The 21,777-nt window shown below is 41.4% G+C and carries 23 protein-coding genes, 1 tRNA gene and 1 riboswitch; of the genes, 14 read left to right on the top strand and 10 right to left on the bottom strand.

All coding sequences use genetic code 11. The features are described 5' to 3' along the window. Nucleotides 1-154: 154 nt before the first annotated feature. Nucleotides 155-1,639, bottom strand: a complete 1,485-nt coding sequence (locus ACFQZI_RS11975) for an alpha-amylase (protein WP_377142791.1) — start codon at nucleotides 1,637-1,639, stop codon at nucleotides 155-157. Between the two features lie 350 nt (nucleotides 1,640-1,989). Between ACFQZI_RS11975 and ACFQZI_RS11970 the strand changes: the two genes are divergently transcribed. From ACFQZI_RS11970 to ACFQZI_RS11935, 8 genes are all read left to right on the top strand, one after another. After that, entirely contained in the window at nucleotides 1,990-2,202 is a 213-nt protein-coding gene (locus tag ACFQZI_RS11970; RefSeq protein ID WP_377142790.1) for a YtxH domain-containing protein, read from the top strand. Between the two features lie 266 nt (nucleotides 2,203-2,468). Then, nucleotides 2,469-2,849 carry a hypothetical protein gene (locus ACFQZI_RS11965; RefSeq protein WP_377142789.1) on the top strand — a complete coding sequence of 127 codons (381 nt, stop codon included), beginning with the start codon at nucleotides 2,469-2,471 and terminating at the stop codon, nucleotides 2,847-2,849. A 50-nt stretch (nucleotides 2,850-2,899) separates the two neighbouring features. Further along, nucleotides 2,900-3,556 carry a hypothetical protein gene (locus ACFQZI_RS11960; protein WP_377142788.1) on the top strand — a complete coding sequence of 219 codons (657 nt, stop codon included), beginning with the start codon at nucleotides 2,900-2,902 and terminating at the stop codon, nucleotides 3,554-3,556. Then, nucleotides 3,523-4,326, top strand: a complete 804-nt coding sequence (locus ACFQZI_RS11955) for a sensor histidine kinase (protein ID WP_377142787.1) — start codon at nucleotides 3,523-3,525, stop codon at nucleotides 4,324-4,326. The genes ACFQZI_RS11960 and ACFQZI_RS11955 overlap by 34 nt, the downstream gene beginning before the upstream one ends. Before the next feature lie 2 nt (nucleotides 4,327-4,328). After that, nucleotides 4,329-4,997, top strand: coding sequence for a response regulator (locus ACFQZI_RS11950; RefSeq protein ID WP_377142786.1), 669 nt, complete (start codon nucleotides 4,329-4,331; stop codon nucleotides 4,995-4,997). Between the two features lie 240 nt (nucleotides 4,998-5,237). Continuing rightward, nucleotides 5,238-5,495, top strand: a complete 258-nt coding sequence (locus ACFQZI_RS11945; RefSeq protein ID WP_377142785.1) for a hypothetical protein — start codon at nucleotides 5,238-5,240, stop codon at nucleotides 5,493-5,495. Between the two features lie 39 nt (nucleotides 5,496-5,534). Continuing rightward, nucleotides 5,535-8,093 carry a hypothetical protein gene (locus ACFQZI_RS11940; protein ID WP_377142784.1) on the top strand — a complete coding sequence of 853 codons (2,559 nt, stop codon included), beginning with the start codon at nucleotides 5,535-5,537 and terminating at the stop codon, nucleotides 8,091-8,093. 636 nt (nucleotides 8,094-8,729) lie between these two features. Beyond that, nucleotides 8,730-8,803: transfer RNA gene (locus ACFQZI_RS11935), tRNA-Ala, on the top strand. A 210-nt stretch (nucleotides 8,804-9,013) separates the two neighbouring features. Here ACFQZI_RS11935 and ACFQZI_RS11930 read toward each other — a convergent pair. The 3 genes from ACFQZI_RS11930 to ACFQZI_RS11920 form a co-directional block, all read right to left on the bottom strand. After that, nucleotides 9,014-12,007 (bottom strand): PAS domain S-box protein, encoded by a 2,994-nt coding sequence (locus ACFQZI_RS11930; protein ID WP_377142783.1) that lies wholly within the window; start codon nucleotides 12,005-12,007, stop codon nucleotides 9,014-9,016. Between the two features lie 145 nt (nucleotides 12,008-12,152). Then, nucleotides 12,153-12,983 (bottom strand): NAD-dependent epimerase/dehydratase family protein, encoded by an 831-nt coding sequence (locus ACFQZI_RS11925; RefSeq protein ID WP_377142782.1) that lies wholly within the window; start codon nucleotides 12,981-12,983, stop codon nucleotides 12,153-12,155. Between the two features lie 72 nt (nucleotides 12,984-13,055). After that, nucleotides 13,056-13,907: a helix-turn-helix domain-containing protein gene (locus ACFQZI_RS11920; RefSeq protein ID WP_377142781.1), complete on the bottom strand. Its 852-nt coding sequence runs from the start codon at nucleotides 13,905-13,907 to the stop codon at nucleotides 13,056-13,058. A gap of 162 nt (nucleotides 13,908-14,069) precedes the next feature. Here ACFQZI_RS11920 and ACFQZI_RS11915 point away from each other — a divergent pair, with 162 nt between their 5' ends. From ACFQZI_RS11915 to ACFQZI_RS11905, 3 genes are read left to right on the top strand one after another with little or no spacing between them, the layout of a single operon-like run. Further along, a complete protein-coding gene (locus tag ACFQZI_RS11915; RefSeq protein WP_377142780.1) occupies nucleotides 14,070-14,810 on the top strand; it encodes an SDR family oxidoreductase in 741 nt (246 codons plus the stop codon). 19 nt (nucleotides 14,811-14,829) lie between these two features. After that, on the top strand, nucleotides 14,830-15,273 hold the full coding sequence (locus ACFQZI_RS11910) for a hypothetical protein (RefSeq protein ID WP_377142779.1): 444 nt from the start codon (nucleotides 14,830-14,832) through the stop codon (nucleotides 15,271-15,273). A 49-nt stretch (nucleotides 15,274-15,322) separates the two neighbouring features. Beyond that, nucleotides 15,323-15,736: a helix-turn-helix transcriptional regulator gene (locus tag ACFQZI_RS11905; protein WP_377142778.1), complete on the top strand. Its 414-nt coding sequence runs from the start codon at nucleotides 15,323-15,325 to the stop codon at nucleotides 15,734-15,736. A gap of 41 nt (nucleotides 15,737-15,777) precedes the next feature. On the opposite strand, the gene ACFQZI_RS11900 is transcribed toward ACFQZI_RS11905, so the two are convergent. Then, complete coding sequence (locus ACFQZI_RS11900; protein WP_377142777.1) at nucleotides 15,778-16,914, bottom strand: cysteine desulfurase family protein; 1,137 nt, start codon at nucleotides 16,912-16,914, stop codon at nucleotides 15,778-15,780. Nucleotides 16,915-17,012: 98 nt separating this feature from the next. Next, nucleotides 17,013-17,127: riboswitch (SAM riboswitch) on the bottom strand. Between the two features lie 373 nt (nucleotides 17,128-17,500). Here ACFQZI_RS11900 and ACFQZI_RS11895 point away from each other — a divergent pair. From ACFQZI_RS11895 to ACFQZI_RS11885, 3 genes are read left to right on the top strand one after another with little or no spacing between them, the layout of a single operon-like run. Next, nucleotides 17,501-17,686 carry a hypothetical protein gene (locus ACFQZI_RS11895; RefSeq protein ID WP_377142776.1) on the top strand — a complete coding sequence of 62 codons (186 nt, stop codon included), beginning with the start codon at nucleotides 17,501-17,503 and terminating at the stop codon, nucleotides 17,684-17,686. A gap of 19 nt (nucleotides 17,687-17,705) precedes the next feature. Further along, on the top strand, nucleotides 17,706-17,831 hold the full coding sequence (locus tag ACFQZI_RS11890) for a hypothetical protein (protein WP_377142775.1): 126 nt from the start codon (nucleotides 17,706-17,708) through the stop codon (nucleotides 17,829-17,831). Nucleotides 17,832-17,868: 37 nt separating this feature from the next. After that, the gene (locus ACFQZI_RS11885; RefSeq protein WP_377142774.1) at nucleotides 17,869-18,030 is read left to right on the top strand and encodes a hypothetical protein; all 162 of its coding nucleotides are present in this window, start codon (nucleotides 17,869-17,871) and stop codon (nucleotides 18,028-18,030) included. A 75-nt stretch (nucleotides 18,031-18,105) separates the two neighbouring features. Here ACFQZI_RS11885 and lpxB read toward each other — a convergent pair whose 3' ends face one another. The 5 genes from lpxB to ACFQZI_RS11860 all read right to left on the bottom strand — a co-directional run bounded on the left by lpxB (nucleotide 18,106) and on the right by ACFQZI_RS11860 (nucleotide 21,742). Beyond that, nucleotides 18,106-19,218, bottom strand: coding sequence for a lipid-A-disaccharide synthase (lpxB, locus tag ACFQZI_RS11880; protein ID WP_377142773.1), 1,113 nt, complete (start codon nucleotides 19,216-19,218; stop codon nucleotides 18,106-18,108). Nucleotides 19,219-19,236: 18 nt separating this feature from the next. Further along, nucleotides 19,237-19,503, bottom strand: a complete 267-nt coding sequence (locus tag ACFQZI_RS11875) for a hypothetical protein (RefSeq protein WP_377142772.1) — start codon at nucleotides 19,501-19,503, stop codon at nucleotides 19,237-19,239. After that, nucleotides 19,496-20,272: a 5'/3'-nucleotidase SurE gene (gene surE, locus ACFQZI_RS11870; protein WP_377142771.1), complete on the bottom strand. Its 777-nt coding sequence runs from the start codon at nucleotides 20,270-20,272 to the stop codon at nucleotides 19,496-19,498. The genes ACFQZI_RS11875 and surE overlap by 8 nt, the downstream gene beginning before the upstream one ends. Nucleotides 20,273-20,317: 45 nt before the next feature. Next, entirely contained in the window at nucleotides 20,318-21,466 is a 1,149-nt protein-coding gene (locus tag ACFQZI_RS11865) for an acyltransferase family protein (protein ID WP_377142770.1), read from the bottom strand. A 90-nt stretch (nucleotides 21,467-21,556) separates the two neighbouring features. Further along, nucleotides 21,557-21,742, bottom strand: coding sequence for a CsbD family protein (locus ACFQZI_RS11860; protein ID WP_377142769.1), 186 nt, complete (start codon nucleotides 21,740-21,742; stop codon nucleotides 21,557-21,559). Between the last annotated feature and the right edge of the window lie 35 nt (nucleotides 21,743-21,777).

Raw genomic sequence — 21,777 nt, 5'->3', positions numbered from 1 at the left:
ACCATGTGTTGCCTTAATTCCCCAATTTATGCATAAATAAAATCCAGATTTCCGCCGTGTTTAATTAAAACCGTTTTGTGAGATAAAAAGTTATAAGCAATAAAGGCCGAGACATTGCTATCGCGGCCTAAAATAGGTTATTTTAATAAAGTAATTACTTTTTTACTCCCCAAACGGACACCGAGCCCGGGCGTACAAAAAATTCGGCCCAGCCATCATCACCTATTGTTATTTCGGCATCGTGCTTGCCAAGATAATCTACAAATGTTTTGCCCGCGTGGCGCTGGCCGATCTCCATTCTTTTGTTCCCTTCCTCGCTATTAGATATAACTATAGCGCAGCCCGAGTTTTGGTGTTCATCATCGCCTTCGCGGGTCCAGCCTATACAGTTGGGGTGGTCAAAGTAATCGCGCTGCTGGCCGTAGGCAATATACTTACGGATATGCAACAGGCCCTCCAATTCGGTAACCGGGGCCAGTATAATCTCGTGGTCGTTGCCATCATCACCTTTATCTGTATACTTTGAGCCGTACAGATCGGGGTAAAACACGCATGGGTACCCGCTCTCGCGCAGCAAAATGAGCGCGTAACCTATGGGTTTAAACCAATAATCTACGGGTTGGGTTAGCGATTGTAGTGGCTGAGTATCGTGGTTTTCTACCAGCGTTACTGCCTTATCCGGATTAGCCGCAACCAGCGTATTATCAAATATAGTGGTCAGGTCGTAATTATTACCTTGCATAGATGCCTGGTGCAAATTATTATGCAACGGTGCATCAAAAAGCGACATGCGGCCGGCGGTAGCTTCAATATATTCCTGCAATAAGCCCACATCGTACGCCCAGTATTCGCCAACGGTAAACAGTTCCTGGCCGGTTTCGTTACGCATGTGGTCCAGCCAGTCGTTATAAAAATCGAAAGAGATGTGTTTAATGGCATCCAGGCGCATACCGTTAAAGCCCACAGTATCGTAATACCATTTACCCCAGCGCTTCAATTCGTCGCGCACGGCGGGGTTTCGGGTATCAATATCATCCAGCATCAGGTAGTCAAAGTTACCGTTCTCGTTGCCTACAACATCCTCCCAGGCCTCGCCATATTGGTTTTGAATACTGAAAATAGCATTCTCGCCGGTAGCGTTATCATGGTCAACCCCGGTAAAGCATTGCCAGTCCCAAACAAATTGCGAGTACTGCCCCTGCCTGCCCGGGAAGGTAAACTTGGTGAACGCCTCTATCTCGTATGGCTCGCTGATAAACTCGTTACGGTTTTCGGGGTTAACCTTGCGCACAGTAACTTTTTCGGTTTCGTCTGCACCGCCCATGTGGTTCAGCACAACATCAACATATACATTTAAGCCGGCCTCTTTTGCAGCATTTACCGCATCAAGCATCTGTTGCTTTGTACCATATTTGGTACGTACCGATCCCTTTTGGTCAAACTCGCCAAGGTCATATATATCGTACACATCATACCCTACAGAGTAGCCGCCTGCCGCGCCTTTTTGGGCCGGCGGCAACCATACCGCGTCTATACCTATACTCTTTAACCGCCCGGCTTCGTTCTTTAAATGTTCCCACAGGCTTCCGTCGCCGGGAGAGTACCATTCAAAGAACTGTATCATCGTAAAATTTTCCATGTATCTGAATTTATGCCCCTACAACTTATGCGGCAGGTTTTAGTTTGTGGTAATGAAGAAAATTACATTATAACTTCTTTTAACAAAGCATTTTCTCCTATCGGTTAATTTCATTAACCACCCAAACAATATATTTATTGGCATATCTGACACCTTTTGTTCACGTTCACGTTTGCACAACCAGCCTATTTTTCATAGCGATTTAATAATCAAGCATTTAATGTGTAAACTACTGACATCATTCTGCCACCAACACCATCAGTTATTTTATATATAACCTGTAATAAGCCCGGCTCTTTGGCATTATACTTGTAATTAAACTTATATACATTTACTTAAATTATAAAAACATGGGCTTATTAAAATTTATAGCGGTGGGTGCCGCAATTGGATACGGAATAAACTATATTACTAAAAAAGGCCCTAATGGCCGTTCGATCCTTGATGACATTACCGAGGATGCTCCCGAGTGGTTTGACAAGGCAAAAGCCTATGCTACCGATAAGGTGGAGCAGGTTGTACAGCAAGCCAGGCCAGATGCCGGCTACCACAACGCGCAATAACATACAAGAAGTACAAAAAAACCTCGCCGTTAACGGCGAGGTTTTTTTGTTATAACCAATTTTTAATACAGACGTATAAGGTATCGTCTGTTCATTTTGTTCATTGGTTTTGGCGTTAATAAAACAACTGTTTGAATTTATTAATTTGCCCCGGCTTGGCCGTATATCACAATTATTAAAAATGAAATTTACATTTCAGGTGGGTGTACGTCCCAAAATCATCAGAAACATTATTTAATTTTTAACCCCCTTAATTAAATTTTATTATGCCAACTACTGATCCTGACGGTACCATCCCCGTTGCAACTGCTAAAGAATGGGCTGCTAACTGGCGAGATTACCTCGTAACAGCCACTTCAGACTTTGTTACCCGCTCATTTGATATCCCCATTATGGATTTTCAAAACATTTTACTTTACAACCCAACAGCCGAATCTGTTAAAGCCTTTATTGGTTTAAAAGATGCCGGCGACCCGCTAAGCGCCCAACTCATGCTGGTGCCTATGGTGAGTGGCCAGGAAGTGCACACCGTACAACTTGCAGGCGGCACAATTGGCGAAACGCAAAGCAATATTTATGATATGACCACATCATGCCCGCCAACTTGTGTAACAAGCCCGCCGCCGGGTGATACGTTAGACATGTAATTTACAATTACCATTTATGTTCATAAGCTTTATGTATATATTTAAGGCTTATGAACAGTACTGTTTTTAATATATACGCATTTTATGTAGTGCCGCCTACTGTGCTGATACCCATAGCATTCGCGCTGCTTAACTTTAACCAATTAACAAAACCTTTAAAAATAATTTTCTGGTATCTCGTTTTTTCAAGTGCTTTTAATTTATTGTCTATTATCCTGATACAAACGCATCATACCACATTATGGATGTTGCATGTGTATGCAATTGTTGAATTTATGTTCCATTCGCTTTTTTACAGCATGTTTTTCAGCAAAAAAAAACGGGGCATATTTTTAGGGTTGATCATCGGTTTTACAGCTTTATGTATAGTAAACTTTTTATTTATTCAGAATAAAATTGAATTTAACACCTATACAAGGCCGTTAGGCGCAATAATTATTATTGTTTACAGCCTGCTATTTATACTTAAACAGCAAAACGACGAGCAAAGCTGGGGCGGCAATATTTACAACTGGATAAATACAGGCATACTTTTATATTTTGCAAGCTGCCTGTTCATGTTCATTTTTTCTAATTACTTGCTTGCAAGCCCTGATATTAGCCGCCTGGTTTGGGCCATACATGATACTATATTGATATTTGAATATCTTTTAATTGCCGTAGGGTTTTATAAATGCAGAACACGACAGACAATATCTTTATATTAGTAGCATTAGGGATGATTGGTACCTTTTTACTGGTGGTATCATTCATTCTTTTTTCTATACGCAACCAAAACAAATTATTGAAACAGCGGCAGCAATTTCAACAGGCCCAAATCGCGCATCAAAAAGAATTGTTAAAAGCGGTTATTGAATCGCAGGAGGCCGAGCGCAAGCGCATTGGGCAGGACCTGCACGACGATGTTGGTACAACCATTTCCGGCCTGCGGTTATTGGTAGAGATGTTTAAACCAACCGGCGGCGAAGATAAAAACTACCAGGATTTCACTCAATCTACCAAAACTATCATTGATAAAATTGTAAAGGATGTTCGTAATATATCGCACAACCTGTCGCCAACAACATTACGGTATTACGGGCTTGCAGCGGCCATAAACGAGCATTGCACCATCATCAATCAATCGGGCAAATTACAACTAACGCTTAATAATACTGCAGAGCAGGTGCTGGAAAAACTGCCCATAACAACATCAACAGCCATATATAGGGTTATGGAAGAATTGTTAAACAATACCATTAAACATTCCGGCGCAAGCAAAGCTGATATTGGGTTTAAAACCAATGGCGAAGTGTTAACAATAGATTATGCCGACAATGGCAAAGGCCTGCCGGGCGATATAGAAACTGCCAAAAAGGGCATGGGGATGCAAAATATAGAGAGCCGCCTGTTAAATATAAATGCGACATATAACCTGCAATCAGCTGCCGGTAATGGCTTCCAGATAAGAATTGAATGCCCGATAGTTACCGTATAAACATGACAGAAATAAGTATAGCCATAGTAGACGATCAAAACCTGTTTAGGCAAAGCCTGGCCTTGCTGGTAAACTCTATCGAAAACTTTAAACTTATTGCTGAGTGTATAAGCGGACAAGCATTTATTGATACACTTAAAACATTTAAAATACAGCCGGATATAGCTATTATAGACATGGATATGCCGGGGATGAACGGCATTGAACTTAATAAATACCTTCACAAGCATCACCCTGCTATAAAGGTTATTATTTTAACCGTACACGCCAATGAAACGCTTATAACCCAAATGATTGATGGCGGCGCATCATCATACCTGTTAAAAAATTGCGACAAGGATGAGTTACTGCTAACCATAAATACAGTTTATAAAAATGGATTTTACTTTAATGCCGATGTTATAAAGGCATTAAGTAACAGCGCAAACCATCGCGCTAACTCGCAGGATATATTAAAAGGTATGCAGATAACCTTATCTAAACGCGAGGGGCAGGTACTTAATTTAATTTGCAAGGAACTGAACAACGCCGAAATTGCCGCCGAATTATATTTAAGTGTGCGCACCGTAGAGGGGCACCGCAATGCGCTTATTAACAAGGTTAAGTGCCGTAATACCGCCGGCTTAGTGCTTTTCGCACTTAAACACAGGTTGGTTGAAGCCGCCATTTAAAACCACGTATTTATACCTGATTTTAAAATAACGTAAAAACACCCGAAGCCCCGTTTTGCAATACTTTTGATTAATAAGTTTCCCAACACCTAATATTCTTGAGCAATTGTTTAAAAATTAACGAAATATTTCTCTTTAGATAAAAAAGACAACCATCCAAATACTTTGAGGAATTTTTTTAGACAACGTAATGTTTATATTTACGTATAAATTAAAATATTACTGAAAAGTTTTAAAGCGATGGATTTAGTTTTTATCAGCAACCAAATAAAATACGACATTTTACATATATGCGGTTTACCGGTTGAACATTCCTACAACCTATTAACTAACACCTCTTTAAAAGCAATAGGCTACCATGATGATGAACGCTGCAGGCAACTGGAAGAAAAGTTGCATATGGTTGCGCAAGAGTATAATACAGGCAAAAGCGTAGCTAAAGGTGACGTATCAGAAAACCTGACCGTACGCCAGTGCATTCAACTTGTTATATCATAAAATATTAACAAGAATTTAGCCGATCAATAACTGCCGAGTATGACTTCATTGCTACCTCAACATTACGAAGCGCTAAAAGAATCTGTTTTAATAGCATCTGGCTTTAACGCCATTAACCCCTGCGATTGTAAAGTAATATCAAACCAGATCTTCGTTCAAACAAAGTTCAGCATTAGCGAAACCACACTTAAACGCATCTACGGCTTTGCATACAGCAGGTTTAAACCCTCGTTATTTACTATTGATGTAATGGCTAAATATTGCGGATACCGCGGCTGGGAAGATTTTTGCCAAAAACAGGATACCGCAGTAGTCAAACACCCCTATAACGCCCTTTACACCTGGGATAATTTAAAACTTAATGCCGGTAAAATAACAAACTCCACCTTACAGGTACTTCGTAATAAATCTGGCATACCATATGATCAAACCATTAAACGAGAATTTCTTAACGATCATTTTAACGAATTTTTAAACGGCGATTATACTGCCACCGTAATAGCTGCGCCCGCGGGTTACGGAAAAACTATTGGCCTTTGCCACTGGGTTGAAGAACGTATTAGACTTAACACTCACGGCGAAACAAATGATGCGATCCTCTTTTTTAGCACCAGCGCGCTAATGAACGTTTTTTTAAGCAGCCGAGACCTTAACCACTGGCTTTTAGCATTACTTGGATATTCGCCCTATGAGGATGTGTCTGCGCTGGCAAATACCCGGGATAAAAAAGGCGGCAACTTCTTTTTAATTATTGATGATTTTGATGAGTACTTATATAAACCCGAGCAGTTTAAGTTACTGCTTAACCAACTGATAGACATTTTCGCCCTGTATCAAGCTGCACCATGGTTTAAATTAATATTAACCATGCGGTCGGCAACGTGGATAAATAATAAGCACGAGCTTGATAACGGCAACAATAAATGGCTTAAAAGTTTTATACATAACGATAGCTGGGCTACCAATACGCCGTTGTTTAGCATACAGGAAATTAAAGAGCTTTGCCTTAACATAAACCCGGCTGTAAAGAACTTGATTACGGCTGATATGGCCAACAAACTTAATCACCCGCTGTATTTTCAGTTTTATTACAAAAAACACAAGGATGATTTTTCGTTAAACGATCTTGATCATGTTTGCGCTTATGAATTAATATCCACCTTTATTTTAAACAAGGTTTACCTGGGCCAACATTCTGCTGAAAAAATTTTGCTGCTTAGAGGCCTGGTTGAACAAATGGATTTTGGAAACGGTAAATTTGAAGTTATAAAAACCAATATAAACGGCCTTATTAAGCAATATGCTGCCGCTTATAACGAATTGATAAGTATTGGGTTTATACGCGAATTAAATAACAGCACAGATCTGCATTACAATACCTACATCCAGTTCCCTAATAACGATTTTTTAGAATATACCATCGCCAAAACTTTACTTCATAAAAATAATTTTGTGTTTGATGCTGTATTGATACAGGAACTTAACAGCCAGTTTGCAAACAGTACGCGTAAACTACCTATTTTAAAATGGTGTATTATTTATACGATAAAAACAGGACAGCAAAAAAGCTTTGAGGTGCTTTCTCAACTGCAATTAAGTTTAAACGAAAAATCGGACCTGATCATTTTCATTGGAGATCTGCTTCAAAAAGAATACGCATCAGCCGATAATCCCGAAGAACTGATACAATACTTTAAACAGGATTGCAGCCCGCAATTATTTAAATACTTTTTTGGGCTTGAGTTTATTAACGTAGTGTATAATAAAACACTTGATAGCCTGCTTAAATTCGGGTTATCGAACCGTAAACGTATTATGGTTTATACCGCGCTTGCATGCTCGGCCATTATGCGCTTAGATGTAGCTGACATGGCCCTCTACATAGATAAGTTAAGTAAGATACCGGCAGAAGATTATAACAGGTTTGCCATAAACCCCCTCAAATGCATAAATGCCCTGTATGCCTATTTTACACATAACGAAATTAGCAGCGAAGTATTTGAGGACCTAACCAAGTTTTACTTTAACCCACCGGTTGAAGGGAAATATTTTGAAGACCATGCATCTAACGATCTGATATATTTATTGGGCGCTTATACTTTATTACTTACTAAAAAGTATCAAAAAACGCTACGGTTTGTAAACACGTTAGAAAAGCATTACAAAACAAGCGACCTAAATGATATTAACGGCTACACCTTTTTTATAAACGCTATTATTGCCGAATGTAACTACAGGCTGGGTAATGCTGATGAGGTAGCCTATATATACAATAGCTTTTCGGCATCCTACAAAAAAAACGCAGCCGCTTTTACCGGCAACATGAAGAATGTTTTTTTTGCCCTCCGGATAAAACACAACTTACAGCTAAAGAAATACACACACATTATTGAGGATACTAAAACACATTTGCAGGTAGCAGGCGAGCAGCGGCTATCTAAAGTTATACTATTATCCCTTATACTGGGCGATCAAAACATAGCCGCCCTGTACCCTCAGTTTTATAAACAATGCCAGTACGACCACAACAAACTATTACGCGAATGCGGATTGCAAACCAATTTGGTTTTTAGTAATGTGCTGGTACAAAATAATTAACACTTAAACCTATCACAATGCAAAGCGGCGTTACTAAGGTAATGCCGCTTTTTTTATTTATGTAAGTTTCTTAATCTTTCACGTTTAAAACCATCGCTAATCATCAAAACAGGACTGCAAAAACCCATTTATGCGAAAAACATCTAATCTTACTGACACCACAGCCTCTAAAAATCGTTTTTTTAATTAAATATGATCATCTAAAACGTAACAATCAGCGTAAAAACATTAAAATTATATTAAATACAAGTTAATCTCAGGTTAAAAATAAGATTTTTTTAAATTTAGTATTTAATAACCAACGAATTACCGCTTAATTTTAAATAACGACGCGAATATCAAACATTATTAGTGTAAATGTTGTAATATTGTAAATGCAATAATTTATATGGCGTATCTCTTAAAAGGTTACAAAAAAATTACAAATAAATTCTTTGCATATTAAAACTTAGTGTTACTTTTACACTATTAAAAATAACAAACAAGTCTTCTCATAATTTAGGTTTATAATTGGTTAGTAAAGGCCCCTGCCCATCAGGGGCTTTACTTTTTTAAAAGATTTTTAAAAACAGTTAAGATAAATGCAACAAGAGTTTTGACGTTTAACAAATTTTGCTACTTTTGCCATCCTCAAACGGGGGATTAGCTCAGCTGGCTAGAGCGCTTGCATGGCATGCAAGAGGTCATCGGTTCGACTCCGATATTCTCCACTTTAATAATAAAAAAGGCTTTACGAAAATTCGTAAAGCCTTTTTTGTGTGTCTTACATACAAATCCTTTTAGTTGTTAATGAAAAGTACAACAATAACATTATTATGGTTTATACAGTACAGGTGCATTTACCAAAAGAGGCATCAGAAATTATCTGATGCCTCTTTTAGTTGCTATACGCTTCAAAGCATGAGCCTAGATCATTATATTTACTCGCCTTTTTCGATAATAGTTTTCACTATTTTATCCAATTCTTCGGCCGACATGGTAAGATACTCGAGCAGCCTGGCACTTGTTTCGGGATCGTTATCGCCAGATCTTAGCAAATCACTAATGCCTAAGATCCGCGACAGCGGGCCGCGTACCAAATGAGCCTGTGTCCAGGCTATGTCCATAAGTTTTTTGTTATTTTCCTCCATTTCCCGGATGTAGTTCATCCGCTCGGTAATATCCTGCATAGCACCTATCATTCGTACCGGCCTGCCCGAGCTATCAAATAACAAAAAGCCGCGGTCGAACACAAATTTATAGCTGCCATCTGCACACCTAAAACGATATTCGCTGCTCCAGCGTTCTTCGCCGCTTTGCTTTTTAGCTTCGACAAGGTCTGTTATTTTTTTTAGGTCATCAGGATGCACATGTTCCTGCCACCAACTGAAGGTACCGGCGGGATGCTCATATCCAAACATGTTTTTGATACCGTGGTTCCAGTTAACCTCATTGTTTTGAAGGTTACAGTCCCAAATAGTATCACTGGTTGCTTTAGCCACAATATTATATCGCTCCAGCATTTCTTTATTTTGCCATTCGGACAAGACCCTTTGCGTTACATCGCGCGCGTTTATAATAATGCCGCCTACCGTTTCATCATCCCGCATATCTGTGATGATCGTTTCCATCCAAAGTACCTGCTGCCGCGAGTTAAAAATGCGGAAGGGCGCTAACTCAACCCGTTTAAAGTACTCTAACTGTGCAAACCCTCGCTTTACTTCATAGATATCGTTTGTATGGATAAAACTTATACCCTCCTGCCCTATCAACTCCTCAACGTCAACACCCAGTATCCTTTCGGCAGTAGGGCTTACGTATTTTAATTTACCTTCTTCACTTAATATCGCAATAAGGTCCGATCCTTCCTGGATCAATTGCTTAAAGCGCCGTTCACTTTTTTCGAGGGCCTCGCGGGCACGCACTTTTTCGGTAATATCCACTACAACTATCATTCTTGCGGGGCGATCGTTATAACTAATAGAATTGCCGTTAGCATTTACAAGCATAATTTCGCCATTCTTTTTTAAGTGGCGGGCCATAGAAGAGTAATACCTGCCCGGTCTAATATTATTTTTGAGATGACCGGTTACCACTTTAATATCTTCCTTGGGCCTGATACCCATAATGGTCATGCTCAGGAATTCTTCTTTGGTGTACCCGTAAACTTTAACAGCGGCCTTATTTACATCAAGAAACCTGTAAGTATCAATATCATAAACCCACATAGGTAACGGGCTCATGTGGAACAGATCGCTGTATCGCTTTTCTGACGCGGCCAAAGCCCTTGCCGTTTCATACCGCTCTGTAATATCGCGTACAACACCTATCATCTGGGTTGCTGTGCCTTTTTTATTACGCAATATGTAACCGGTTGCTTCTACCTGCAGGTAATACCCATCAAGGTGTTTAAGCCTGTATTCGCGTGTCCACGACATCCTTTTCCTGTCGTTCAGCGCTCGTTGCAGATCCGCGCTGATGTAGGCCCCATCATCCGGATGAACCAGTTGCGCCCACTCTTGTAACGAAAATTTCCTTTCGCCTACATTATAACCAAACACCCGCAAAAAACCATCGCCCCAGCTAATATGATCTTCTGTAAGGTCTACATCAAAAACAGCGTCTTTACTTGCTTTGCTAATGTATTCGTACCTATCGTTGCTCTTTTGCAACTGTCTTTCGTGTTTCTTCCAGTCAGATATATCCAGGCAAGCCCCTATCATTTTAACAGGCCGCCCTTCTTCATCGCACTTAAGGGTTGCCCACGAACTCAAATACCTCAACTCTCCGCCGGGCCTTATAATGCGTTCCTCAAACTCAACATCATTCCTGCTTTGCATTACACCGTAAATGATCTCCGTTACACGCCCCCTGTCTGCAGGATGGAGCATTTTTAGATAACCTTCGAAATTAGCTTCAAAAGCACTCCTTTTTATCCCGTATATATCGTACAACGTATCAGACCAGCTTACCAGGTTATCAACAATATCCCACGACCAGTTACCGAACTGCGCCAGTTCCTGCCCCTGCCCCATAAGTTTATGGGTTTCTTCAAGCATTTCGGCATACAGCCTAACTTCTAATAAAATAGTAAGGAGCCCTGTGGCACGCGCAATGATCATTTGCTCCAGTTCGCTTGGCCCGCCGGTTTTTCGGTTGTAGATAGCGAAGGTTGCCATCACCTGCTGATCGGACCCTATTAGCGGATATGACCAGCAGGACAAATACCCCGCGTTTACAGCAACCTCCTTATACTGCTCCCAGCGCGCATCGGTAATAACGTTTGTTACAATAACCTTTTCCTTTAAATAAGCCGCGGTACCGCATGAGCCGGCATGTTCATTGATCTCAACATTATCAAACTCGTTTATGATATTTAATGGTAACGAGGCCGAGGCCCAATGGTAGATCTTGTTATTTTTAACACGCATAACACAACAGGCTAATTGCGGAAACAAGCTTTCTATACCAGCCAGATAAGTAGTTAAAACCTGCCGTGTAGAGGTATCGTCTTTAGAGTTAAGCGCCAGAATATTCCTTTCCAGCATATCAAACTCGCCAACTAATTTAGCCGCCCGTATGGCATGCAATTTATCTGTCACATCAAGCGCCATAATAACACGTGCATTATCATGCCATGCTTTATATGGCTGAGAGGTAATCTCTACTTCCAAAATTTTACCGCTCCTGGTTATGTGCCTAACTATTAGTTGGTCGGTAACTGTTTTGCTTATTCGCTCTGCCGTTACACTTAACATTTTCGCTTTATCTTCCTCGGGCCATAACACCTCAACTGTAAGTGATGTAAATTCTTCAGCCGTATAACCATAGTCTTTGCATGCAGCTTTATTGGCCGCCAATATGCTAAGGTCACGTATATCATATACCCACATGGGTACAGGGCTAAAATCAAACAGCTCGCTATACTCTTGCATTACTAATTGGTTATTATGCAAGTTATATTTTTTATTTAAAAAGACCTACGCGCGTTTCATCTCATTTTTGCAAAGTATTTTGTCCTAAAATTTGTTGCTACAACTTGTAATTAAGATTAAAGTACTTGCTTGTTTACCTAACCGTTTATAAAAGTTTTTGCTGCGCCGCCTGGTAAACCGTCCGTACAGATGCATTAAAACCCAGGCTTCGTGCCAGTGATGCGTCGGCATGCAGGTGCCACGGATTTTGAAGCGGGGCCGATGATGATGCTAAACGCCCGCCCACAAGCTGAACCAATTCATAGATGGACATTGGCGCTTCATCAGTAATATTAACAATGCGTCCATCCATCTTCCCGGATAAGGCTATGTCCATGGCAGTGGCAATATCGCGATGATGAATAGTGCTCATTTTCATTGCCGGGTGCCATTTCGCCGCCACTGCATGTTCTGGCAGCATCTCCAGATGCCCGTCGCCATCCCCATAAACAAATGGGAACCGCAGCACCGACCAATTGAGCCCGCTTTGCTGCAACTCTTTTTCTGCCGCTACTTTACTGGCAGGGTAAGCTTGTTCCGGTTCTACGGCATCATCTTCGCGCCCCGGATGCGGGTTGTTCTTATTGTAAACGTTAGATGTGCTTGCGAGTATAAACCGTGCATGCGGAGACTGCTCTTTTACAGCGGCTATAAGGTTACGCGTACCTTCGAGGTTACTTTTCCAGATCAGATCCATATCCTGTGTGCGGAATACCGCCGCCAGATGGATAATGGCCGATACGCCTTGTACAGCCTGCTTAAGCGATTCGGCGTTAAACAGGTCGCCCTCAATAGCCAGTGCGCCTGTGGGCACTTCCTTACCGCCGCGCACAAGCACGTTGCACTGCCACCCCGCCTCTGTTAAACGCGGCAGAAGCCGAGCACCTACCAGCCCGGTTGCGCCAGTTAGCAGTATTTTTCCAGATCGTTTGTTCATATCTTGTAGATTTATTTGATGAACAAAGGTGATGAGAGGGCTGCAAACTATGCAGGACGAAAGACGGCAAATTCAGGACAAATCCCGGAAAAACCCGGCAACCGTTTTACCGGTGACCTTTTTAAACAGGCGCGAAAAATAATCGGGGTCGTTAAACCCAAGATCATAAGCCAATGTCTTTACAGATGAGCGTTCACCATAATATATGCGGCGCCTGGCTTCCATGATCAGCCGGTTGGTCATAAATTCCTTTGGCGATAAACCCGAGTATTGTTTAACAATTTCATACAGGCTATCTGTACTTAGTGCCAGCTCTTCCGCAATGTTCCTAATGGTGGGATGATCGGTAAAATTGTTTTCTACAAAAACCTTAAAGCCAATAAACTTTGCCAGCTTATCGTCGGCTGGTTTGCCGGTGGCTACAAAATAAGCCGTGTTGATCTCGGTAAGCAAACAGTTTAAATGGGCCAGTATCAATTCCGCTTCTGTATCGGGCGTTCTTAACAAGTTTGACAAAATTTCGAAAACCGATTGAAGCCTGATAGCGGCAGCCTGCGTAAAATTTATTTTTTGCTGATTAAGTGGATTTAAAAGAAAGGGGTATTGCCTGGGCAGTTTAGAAAGGCAATCTTCATCGAACCCCAATTTATAATAGTTATTGCCGTGCGACCTGGCGGGAAAGTGCCGGATTTGGTTAGGCTGAATAAAAAGCAATTCGTTTTTACCTACATCAAACTTCTCTAAATCCACACCATACCGGCTGTTACCATCCAGCATAAAAACCATAAAATAATATGGTAACCTTTCTGTAGGGTTATAATTACCATCTTTCTCTACAATATGACCAAAAGCTGGAGACACGATCCTGATAGGCAACTGACCGTGCTGACTGATCTTTGTAAGTGGCGAACCGGTATTCCTCATTATTATAGGTAATAAGTTTACTAATTTAAACATTCCCCCTTTATCATTTGTGTACTACTTATTATTTGCTACCAATATTCGTAACCACTCGTGGTTATTTTGGCTACATATTTGGCAGTTTAGGCTAACTTTTGGTGGCGGGCAGTACAGATATTTGTAAGTATGGAAAACAACATCAAAGGGAAAGTGGTGGCAATTACAGGTGCCAGCAGCGGTATTGGCGAAGCAACAGCAGTTATGCTGGCTGCACATGGGGCTAAAGTGGTTTTGGCGGCACGCCGTCAGGATCGTTTGGATAAACTGGTAAACCACATAAAAGCTACCGGTGGCGACGCAACTTATTTGGTTACCGACATTAAAGAAAGAGGCAATCTGCTAAAATTAGTTGATATGGCTTGTAATATGCACGGCCGTTTGGATGTGATGATAAACAATGCCGGTATAGCCCGTTTATCGCGGATGGATGAAGTAGAGGTTACTGATTGGGAAGAAATGATAGATGTAAACATTAAAGGCACCTTGTATGGTATAGCGGCGGCATTACCCGTTTTTAAACAGCAGGGATCGGGGCACATCATTAATATAATCTCTACTTCAGGGATCAAGATAGTGCCCCTGCAGGGTGTTTATGCGGGCACTAAAAACGCGATACGCACTATAGCTGAGGCTTTGCGGCAGGAATCGGGCGGATTATATCGCGTAACCGGGATATCACCAGGGTTTGTCAATACCGAACTTACAGATTATATTGAGGATGAAGCTACACGGACCGCCATTAAGGAAAAAGCTTCACAAATTGCCATTAGCCCCAATTCAATAGCCGCCGCGGTAGTTTACGCGATAAGCCAGCCAGATAATGTAGATGTTGGCGATATAGTAATAAGGCCATGTGCACAGGATTAGTTTAACATAGTTTAGCCCCGTGAAAGTAACACAGCCACCTATTGTTATTAAAAGTATCTCCGAACTGATGAGGGGAATGGGTTTGCCAAAGCCCCTGCACCCTTTAGTGGCTTTAGTTAATTACGATGTTACCAAGATCGTCCGTGAAAACGCCGGGCGAAGTTTCCTGATAGACTTTTACAAGATCTCGTTTAAGATGAATTTTAGGGGGCAGGTAAAATATGGGCAGGGTTATTATGATTTTGAGGAAGGCGGCCTGGCATTCTTAGCCCCTAATCAGCTGGCTACCATGAGAGGTGATGAAAGCAGCTATGAAGGCTATACCCTGTATTTTCATACAGACCTGATCAGGAACTATCAATTGGGGAAAAATAATAAACCAATACGGGTTTTTCTCTTACGCTGTAAACGAGGCATTATTCCTTTCAGAAAAAGAAAAAGATGTAATAGCCGGGCTTTTTAAAAACATCAGCACCGAATTAGACAACGCCATTGATGCCTTTAGCCAGGATGTGCTAGTTTCACAAATAGAATTGCTGCTGAATTATAGCAACCGTTTTTATAACCGCCAGTTCCTTACACGCAAAACCGCGCATCATGACATTATCAGTAAAATGGATAATTATCTTGCAGAACGTTTTAAAAGTATGGCAGCCGGCATACCAACTGTTGTTGAAGTGGCGGACCACCTTCGTGTTTCACCAAGGTATCTTACAGATATGTTAAAGTCGCTTACCGGCCAAAGCACGCAACAGCATATTCATGATTTTTTAATTGAAAAGGCCAAGGAAGCTTTAAGTACCACGCAACTTACCACAGGCCAAATTGCCTATCAACTGGGGTTCGAGCATCCTCAGTCTTTTAATAAACTGTTTAAGCGTTATACCAATTTATCGCCCAACCAATTCAGAAGATCTTTTAACTAACCTCGCCGCCGCTGTAATTACCATTTAAATACACTTATATATTACGCTGCTATGGCTTTATATAAAGCCGATAACTTCTCTACAGTATGATCTATTTCCTGGGCGGTGTTAAATTTACTGAACGAGAACCTGATCGTGTTTCTTGACCCATCTGCGCCAATTGCCTTCAGCACGTGCGATGCCGAACCGGTTGAACATGCGCTGCCGCCCGATACGGAGATATTATTCTGATCCAGATACGCCAGCAGATCGCCGGTTGCATGGTTAACGGGCAGGCTTGCGCTTAATACGGTATATAAGCTTTTATCTGCAATGGCCGAATTACCATTAAAATAAACATCCCCTATCTGCTCCCGCAGTTTAGCGATCATCCTGTTTTTTAAATTTTGAATATAAACCCGGTGTTCATCAATATTGCGGTAGGCAATCTCTAAAGCTTTAGCCAGGCCTATTATTCCGTGGATATTCTCGGTACCGGCGCGTAGCTTACGCTCCTGCGAGCCGCCGTGCAATAGTTGGGATAACTGTACACCATTGCGGCAATATATAAAGCCCACGCCTTTTGGCCCGTGAAATTTATGTGCCGATGCTGCTATAAAATCCGTGTTTAGTTTAGACAGGTCGTGCCTGTAATGCCCCATGGTTTGTACCGTATCTGAGTGGAAAAGAGCGCCCCTGCTTTTACAGACCTCACCTATCAATTCAATATCGTTTAAATTACCTATTTCGTTATTGGCATGCATTACAGATACCAGCGAACGGCCGTTGGTTTTAAGCAAAGCATCCAGGTGGTTAATATCCAGGTTGCCGTGGCTATCGGTGTTTATAAAACTTAGTTGTATTTCGCCCTTAGTTTTGAGCGCTTCTAAGGTATGCAGCACCGCATGATGCTCGAAAGGGGTTGTGATAACGTGTTTTATTTGATGCGAGCGAACGCTTGACAAGATAGCGGTATTATCTGCCTCGGTGCCGCCACTGGTAAATATGATCTCGCCCGGCGTAGCATTAAGCAGGCCGGCAATAGTGGAGCGCGCCCCTTCAATGGCCTTTTTTACCTCGCGGCCGTGCTCATGATGCGATGACGGGTTGCCATAGTATTCTAATAAATAAGGGGTGATGGCTTTAAATACCTCGTTATCCAGTTGGGTGGTGGCTGCGTTATCTAAATAAATTCTCATTATGTGTCTGTTTTTAAATGTTACCAATGTTTCTTTAGTAACTTATCTCAAAAAAAGAGGACACAAAGGATAAAGCTATTTAACTTTAATGTGTGGTCATCTTATCTTTCTCCCCAATAAGTGGAGCAGGAGTTAGCACCTTTTACGCGCTTTGAAGCGGTACAGGTTGCTAAGACGTCATAGGGCCTTTCCCTCTGTCTTTCTGGATAAGTTATTAAAAGAACTATTTAATGATGCAAATATATATAATATCCTATAATGTCTATAGCTTTAATAGAATTTATTTAAAAATAATTTGAAAGTTACTATTTTCTTTCATCAGTCGCCCTCCAACCGAACGGCCTATTGTTCAAAAACGAACACTTTATACAACCGATAACCTTTCTGTTGACTATTCTTTACAACAACATGTACTCATTTTGCATACACCCTTTGCTTTATACTATTTTATTTTTTGGTTCAAAACGGCTGTTTTTAAACCTTTTAAGTTTTAATGTAAAAATAAATATGGTTGCGTGTCATTTTTTCTGGTCGGAATGAAAAGTTTGGCATTAGTTTGGAATAGTACTTATCAAACGGAGATATTATGATCGACGAAATAACTGAAACCAAGGATGGGGAGAAAGAGTGGGAAAACCCTCAAGCTCCCGAGAAAACATCCGACGCGAGAGATGAAGAGCAAATAGCAAGGCAATACAAAGAAGCGAAACGCCGACATGATAACCTTAGCGAAAACCAAAACAACGAAGACAAAGAGCAAACTAAAAACTGAAAATTTTAAATATTGGACTATGAAAACTTACCAAAAACCAGCAACCAGCAAATTAGTTAACCGTTTCGACAGAGAGTTAATGAACATTTTGATGAGCGACCTAAAAGCGCTTAAATCAAAAACCGCAACCCGCAACGCTGCATAATTAACAACTGCATACTCACAACTTTAAACATTAACCTATGAAAGCTGAATACAAACCTGCAACAAGTAAATTAGTTACCCGTTTTGATAACGAATTAAAAAACTTATTAATGGAAGACCTTAAGGCTTTCAGAGAGAGAAACCAGTTTACATCAAGCAACAAACAGAAAGCTGCCCAACAACAGTTGGTAGCCGCCTGATCAATCATATAATCTACAACATCTATTTAAAACATCCCTTTGAGACAAGTAAGGCCCGGCTTTTTAAGCAGGGCCTTATTGTTTTAAGGCATATTTTAAGATCAGCTTGGCCGTTTTGACCGATGCACCCGGTTGGCCCATCTTTTCATCAAGGACATTGTAGTCCGCAAGCATGGTATCACGATGGTGAGCATTGTGCAGCAGGTTATTTAACTCTTCGGTAATCTTTACCGCAGTACATTCTTCCTGTATCAGTTCGGTAACCACGAGCCTATCCATAATAAGATTAACCAGCGATATAAATTTTATTTTCACCAGTATACGGGCTATGCCAATGGTTAAGGCATTGCCTTTATAAACCACCACTTGCGGCACATTAAACAAAGCTGTTTCTAAAGTGGCCGTGCCCGATGCTACAACAGCAGCCTCGGCATTAGCCAATATATCGTAAGTAGCATTAAATATCACAGGGATACTTTTACCACCAAGGTATTGTGTATAGTAATCGATGTTAAACGAAGGTGCCCCTGCTATCACAAATTGATGATGCGGAAATTTATCTACCGCGGCAAGCATTTCGGGCAGTAAACGGCTTATCTCTTGTTTACGGCTGCCGGGTAACAGGGCAACTGTTTTTTTGCCGGCAAGGCTGTTATCTGCAACAAAATTGGGGTTGGGTTTAAACGCGTCTACAGCATCAAGCAGGGGGTTGCCTACATAATCTATGTCCATGCCCCAGCTTTTGTAAAAATCTACCTCAAAGGGCAGGATGCAGAACATATGGTCTACAACCCGTTTTATCTTTAAAACGCGCTTTTGGTTCCAGGCCCATACTTTGGGTGAAATGTAATAATACACTTCTATGCCCTGCGTTTTGGCAAAGTCCGCTATCTTTAAATTAAACCCCGGGAAATCTATCAGTACCAAAACATCCGGCCGATAGGTAACAATATCCTCTTTACATTTCTTTAGATTTTTAAGGATAGTATTTAAATTCATCACCACTTCTACAAAACCCATAAACGCCATATCGGCATAATGCTTTACCAGCGTGCCGCCTTCGGCCTGCATCAGGTCGCCGCCGAAAAAGCGGAAATCGGCCTTTCCGTCAAGCTCTTTTAAAGCTTTCATCAGGTTTGCACCGTGCAGATCGCCCGAGGCTTCGCCGGCTACCAGGTAGTATTTCATTTAGTGATTTTTTTAGCCTTACCTCGCATATATCTTAAATATAAATATCAGTAAGGTACACACAAAGGTAGCTATCATTATTCCGTTTGATGTTTTATCCAGGTATGCCCTTGCCGAAAAACGCAGCATTACCAGATTTATACCGATAGCGATAAGATAAGGGGTTACAGGCCTATCCAGGATAACTGTTTCATTCTTTAGTATTATAGCAAAAACCAGCCATGCAAGCACAGGTACAATCAATCCGTAAAGTACCCCCAGGAAAAGGTTATTCTTTTTAAACATCAAACGTCCAGGTATTTAAAACAGGTATAGCGTGATGCGCGGTCATGTCAAACTGTACAGGAACGACAGAGACGTAATTATGCTCGAGCGCCCAAACGTCGGTATCCTCTCCATGGTCATTATTCTGGAACACGCCGGTAAGCCAGTAGTACGGGCGTTTGTACGGGTCAAAACGCTTATCAAATTCCTCGGCCCATTTGGCGTTGGCCTGGCGGCATATCTTAATACCTTTAATACCATGCCCTTTAGGGAAATTTACATTTAGCACAGTACCCACAGGCAGACCATTGGCCAGCACCTGCTTCGCTATCTCTTTTACATATTTTTGGCAGGGCTCAAAATCGGCATGCATGCCATAATCATCTAAAGAAAACCCTATCGACGGGATACTTTCTATAGCGCCCTCAACCGCCGCCGACATGGTACCGGAGTACAATACATTAATAGAATTGTTTAACCCATGATTGATACCCGATACACAAAGATCTGGCTTTATTCCATTAAGCACCACATTTACAGCAAGCTTAACACAATCTACAGGGGTGCCGCTGCAACGGTACATTTCTATACCTTCGTATATATCAACTTCATCTAACCGCAAGGGCTTACCAATGGTAATGGCGTGCCCCATACCCGATTGAGGGCTGTCCGGCGCTACAACAACCACCCTCCCTAATTCTTTCATAGTATGCATCAGGGCCTTTATACCCGGGGCGGTTATACCATCGTCGTTTACAACAAGTATGGTAGGTTGTTTAGATTTAGCCATGCGGCAAAAATAACTATAATTGAATTAAGCTTTGGCAGATGCGTGCTAAATTATTCGGTTAACACCGGGGATTTTAACCAAAAGCAATCCCAATAAAAAACTACAAGTTACAGCCAATGGCGCCACAATTAACAATTTAATGGCCGGCTCAACGGCCCAATTACTAAGCGCAACGGTTAGTGTAATTACAATAAGCGGGTGGAAAATATAAACCGCAAATGTGCCGCGCGATAGTTTTGACAGGAATGGTGATGAATTATTCCACTTATGTTTACCTATGCATAAAAGGGCGGCAACAATGCCGAAGCCCACCAACTGCTCCCAAATCGCATAGAACGCTGACGGCCAATGCACCCCGCCGCTGAACCAATCTGTGGGAAAACCCATTTTTTTCCGCATCAAAAACATCAGTACAAACCCAATTACTACAATGCAAATTGAGATATTACGCATAATCTTCCCCGGCCGCAGCTCCACATGAGTTAACCATTTGCTGCGCGAAGCTACCAGCCCTAAAATAAACATGGCAATATATTGGGGGAAATGGCCTAACTGAAAGCCCAAGGGCTTTAGCGTCCATCCCACAGGAAACACTGTACGTACTGCGAAACTTAGTATCCCAATAAATACAGCAAAAATGATGACGTTTTTAACGGTTGGGTTTTTAACTGTCTTTTCGATCTTACCGGCAACTAACCTGTACAGCACATATAATAATGTAAATAAGAGCAATGCCGCCACAAACCACAGCACGCCAAAGTTTACCCATCCATCAAACCCGTTAAGATACTGCGTATAAGTTATATCGTGCCCCTCAGCCCATTTGTAAGGGATAAAACTAAGGAATGGTGATAGCACAAATGAATAGAACAGAAGCGGCACACCCAGCCTGATCAGCCTGTCTGTAATAAATTTCACAGGGCCTTTTTTGTCGTAAGATGATGGCACAAATAAAGCCGACAAGAAAAAGAAGAAACCCATAAAGAAGGCCTGATTCACTGCTACAAAAACCGTCATAGGGATAATTGCGCCAGGCAAGGTTGATTTTTGTGAATAATACCATCCCCCCGGCGCGCCGTATGCAATAAATGTATGGTGCAGTATCACCAGCATGGTAAGCACTACCTTTAGGTGGTCGATGTAGTTTATTTTTGCTTTGGGTTGGATTAAGGCGGGTGAGTTTTCGATTGACATTATGTTGCGCGTAAAGGTTGATAAAAGTAATCAGTTTTACTTTTCAAACCTAAAGCAATAAAAAAGCCCCGATTTTTCGGGGCTTTGTCTTTATAAACTTTTTAACCAGTCTATCAGGTCTTCGCGGGTTTTACCGGTTTTCTGCTGAAGGCGGCCAAGTGTTTCATCATCCTTACCTTCTTCGTGTGCCAGGTCATCATCGGTTAAATCGCCGTAGGCTTGTTTTATTTTTCCTTTCAGCTCGTTCCAGCCGCCTTTCAATTCTAACTTATCCATGGTATGTTCTCCTAATTTAGATGTACAAAAAGAAC

This window comes from Mucilaginibacter lutimaris (assembly GCF_042676625.1).
Lineage (GTDB): Bacteria > Bacteroidota > Bacteroidia > Sphingobacteriales > Sphingobacteriaceae > Mucilaginibacter > Mucilaginibacter lutimaris.
Note: the sequence above shows the minus strand (reverse complement) of the source record. Positions and strands in the feature narration are given on the sequence as shown.